The following is a 3,760-nucleotide window of genomic DNA, read 5'->3' as shown; positions in this document are numbered from 1 at the left end:
AGCTTTACCAAATGAAGAAATATCTGCATATGCATCTATAGGTGGTCAACCAGCTTATCAAGAAGCAGTAAAAAAAGTTTGTTTCAAAGGAAATGATCCAGAAGGCTACATTAGAGTAGTTGCTTCACCAGGTGGTAGTGGAGCTATAAAATTAGCTATGTATAATTACACTAATGAAAATGATGTAGTTTTAGTTTCAGACTGGTATTGGTCTCCATATGGAATAATAGGAGAAGAAACTAAGAGAGGTGTAGAAAATTACTCTTTATTTGATGAAGCTGGAAACTTCAATATAGCTTCATTCAGCGAAAAATTTACAGATATATTAAATAGACAAGGTAGAATATTTACTATAATAAATTCACCAGGAAATAACCCAACAGGATATAGTTTAACTGATGATGAATGGGATAAAGTTTTAGATTTAGCTAAGGAAGCTGCTAAAGACCCTGAAAAGAAAATAGTATTTCTTGTAGATGTTGCGTACATAGATTTTGTTAGAGATGACGATGCAAGTAGAAAATTCTTTAAAAAATTTGGAAACCTACCAAGTAACATACTTACAATAGTTGCATTTAGTATGTCAAAAGGATTTACAGCTTATGGTATGAGAATGGGAGCTGCTATAGGAATATCTTCAGATGAAGATACAGCAGAAGAATTCTATTATTCACTAATGCACTCTTGTAGAGCGACTTGGTCAAACTGTAATAGAGGGGCTATGGCTGTTTTATCTGAAATAGTTGCAGACAATAAAAAATACGAAGAATACGAAACAGAAAAGAATTCATATAAAGATATGCTTTTAGTTAGAGCTAATGCATTTGTAGATGGAGCAAAGGAATGTGGACTTGAAATACTACCATATAGAGATGGTTTCTTCGTAAGTATACCATGTGATGATCCTATGAAGGCTTGTGAAGAATTAGCAAAACAAAATCTTTACTTAGTACCTTTGAAAATGGGACTTAGATTTGCAGTTTGTGCAGTTGAAGAATCTAAATGTAGAAAAGCACCTGCAGTAATAAAAGAAGTATTAGATAGAATGTAATATTTAAAAATATTGTAATTTACATTATAAAACAAAATAAAATTTAATTGATATATATAATAAAGATGTTGTTATTCAGATTAATTTCAAAAAAATTAAGAAATAGCAATATCTTTATTTTTTTTATAGCATATATTCGATAAATTACATTAAATTAGGATTTATACTATATAAATTTTTATATATAAAAAAATAATTCTAATAACTTAAATAATTAAAATAAAAAATAAAAAATAATAAAAAAATAAATAGTAAAATATATAAATTAAATAATAAAATAAATTTTTATAAAAATAAATAAAAAATTATTGACATTCCAATTACTGGAATGTTATATGATTTTATTAAGAAAAGGGAAAATTATATTAATTAAATAATTTTAAAGTTTATATATTTTAATAAAGTAAAAAAGTTTATATTAGGAAAACGAAGATTATGATTTAAGGGGGATTTAGTTATGAAACAATTGATGACAGGAAATGAAGCCATAGCACGTGGTGCTTATGAAGCTGGTGTTAAATATGCATCTGCATATCCAGGAACTCCTAGTACAGAAATATTAGAAAACATAGCTTTATATAAAAATGATATAGTGGCAGAATGGGCACCAAATGAAAAGGTTGCATTAGAAGCAGCGGCAGGTGGAGCATTTGGTGGAGCTAGAACAGTAGCATCTATGAAGCACGTTGGACTTAATGTAGCAGCAGACCCATTATTCACAGTTGCATATACTGGTATAAACGGAGGATTTGTAGTAATAACAGCAGATGAACCAGGAATGCACTCATCTCAAAATGAACAAGATAATAGAAACTATGCAAGATCAGCAAAAGTACCTCTACTAGAACCAGCAACAAGTCAAGAAGCAAAAGACATGATGAAATTAGCATTTGAAATAAGTGAAACATTTAATACTTTAGTATTATTTAGAGTAACTACAAGACTTTGCCACTCAAAAGGATTAGTATCATTAGAAGAAAGAAATGAAGTAGGTATAAAACCTTATGTTAAAGAAATAAAGAGAGTTACAGTTCCAGCAAATGCTAGATTACTAAGAATTGATGTAGAAGAAAGAGAAAAGAAATTATATAAATTCTCTAATGAAACAGAATTAAATTATATGGAAATAAATGAAGGCGCTAAAGTAGGTGTTATAGCTTCTGGAATGTGCTTTAACTTCGCTAAAGAAGTATTTGGAAAAGATGCATCTTACTTAAAATTAGGATTCACAAATCCTATGCCAGATGAAAAAATAAAAGAATTTGCTACTAAAGTAGAAAAAATATATATAGTAGAAGAAAACGATAAATTTATAGAAGATCATGTTAAATCATTAGGAATAGATTGTATAGGAAAAGATGTACTACCAGCATACGGAGAAATGACATCAGATGTAATAAGAAAGAGCATATTTAAAGATACTTTCAAATACGAAGATGTAGAAGCAGATTTAGTTATACCAAGACCTCCTACATTCTGTGCAGGATGTCCACATAGAGGATTATTCTATGAATTAGGAAAGAGAAAAGATATCGTAGTAGCTGGAGATATAGGATGCTATACATTAGGATATTCAGAACCATATAACGCTATGGACTTTGTAGTATGTATGGGTGCTAGCTTAAGTTCAGCACATGGATGTCAAAAGGTTTTAAATATGGTTGAAGGTAATGACAAGAGAGTAGTTGGTGTACTTGGTGATTCAACATTCTTCCATACAGGAATAAACAGTTTAATAGATGTTATATACAATAAAGGTAACTCTATTTCAATAATATTAGACAATAGAATAACAGGTATGACAGGACACCAAGAAAATCCAGGTTCAGGATTTACTCTACAAGGTCAAGATACAACAATGATAGACATCGAAACAGTAGTAAGAGCCTTAGGAGCTAAAAACGTAAGAGTTATAAATCCTAATAAATTAGACGAAGTAAAGGAAGCATTAGATTGGGCTATAGGACTAGACGAAGCATCAGTTATAATAACTAGATGGCCATGTGCTCTTAAGAGATTCTCTCAAGCTGATATAGAAGAATTCGGTAGAGTATTTACTGAAAAATGTGTTGTAGACGTGGAAAAATGTGTAGGCTGTAAAAAATGTACAAAGACTGGATGTCCAGCAATATCAGTTGATAAAGAAACTAAGAAAGCTTCAATAGATATGAATCAATGTTTAGGTTGTGAAGTTTGTTTACAAGTTTGTCCAAAGGACGCTATAGTAAAGGAGGAAAAATAAAATGACTAAAAGTATAATGTTAGTAGGTGTAGGTGGTCAAGGTACTATATTAGCTAGTAAATTGTTAACAATAGGATTAATGGAAGCAGGATACGATGTAAAAATGTCAGAAATACATGGTATGAGTCAAAGAGGAGGATCTGTTTCTTCTCAAGTTAGATATTCAGAAGACCAAGTTTATTCACCAGTTATAGAAATCGGTGGTGCTGATATGATAGTTTCATTTGAAAAAGTGGAAGCACTTAGATATTTAAAATATCTAAAAGAAGGTGGAACTATAGTAGCTAATAATTACAAAATGGATTCTGTAGCAACTATAACAGGTAAAGCAGAATACAAAGTAGAAGAAGTAGACCAAAAATTAAAAGCTTTAAATGCAAAGGTTATAAATGCAGCTGACAAAGCTATGGAACTTGGAAATGCAAAAGTTATGAATATAATTTTATTAGGAACTGTTATAAAAGCTA

At 30.2% G+C, this 3,760-nt stretch carries 3 protein-coding genes; all 3 read left to right on the top strand.

Features of this window, described 5'->3' with window-relative positions; genetic code table 11:
- Nucleotides 1–1,051, top strand: a 1,051-nt coding sequence (locus ACI3VO_RS08970; RefSeq protein WP_439757586.1) for a pyridoxal phosphate-dependent aminotransferase, incomplete at its 5' end; no start/stop codon positions are given.
- Between the two features lie 457 nt (nucleotides 1,052–1,508).
- Nucleotides 1,509–3,293 carry an indolepyruvate ferredoxin oxidoreductase subunit alpha gene (gene iorA, locus ACI3VO_RS08965; protein WP_439757585.1) on the top strand — a complete coding sequence of 595 codons (1,785 nt, stop codon included), beginning with the start codon at nucleotides 1,509–1,511 and terminating at the stop codon, nucleotides 3,291–3,293.
- A 1-nt stretch (nucleotide 3,294) separates the two neighbouring features.
- A partial coding sequence (locus tag ACI3VO_RS08960) for an indolepyruvate oxidoreductase subunit beta (RefSeq protein ID WP_439757584.1) occupies nucleotides 3,295–3,760 on the top strand: 466 nt, incomplete at its 3' end.

Source organism: Intestinibacter sp. (assembly GCF_051866655.1).
GTDB lineage: Bacteria > Bacillota > Clostridia > Peptostreptococcales > Peptostreptococcaceae > Intestinibacter.
This window is presented reverse-complemented; position numbering and strand designations above follow the sequence as displayed.

Excerpts from the sequence above, each read along its gene's own strand:
- iorA (WP_439757585.1), top strand. The coding sequence starts at position 1,509 with ATGAAACAATTGATGACAGGAAATGAAGCCATAGCACGTGGTGCTTAT.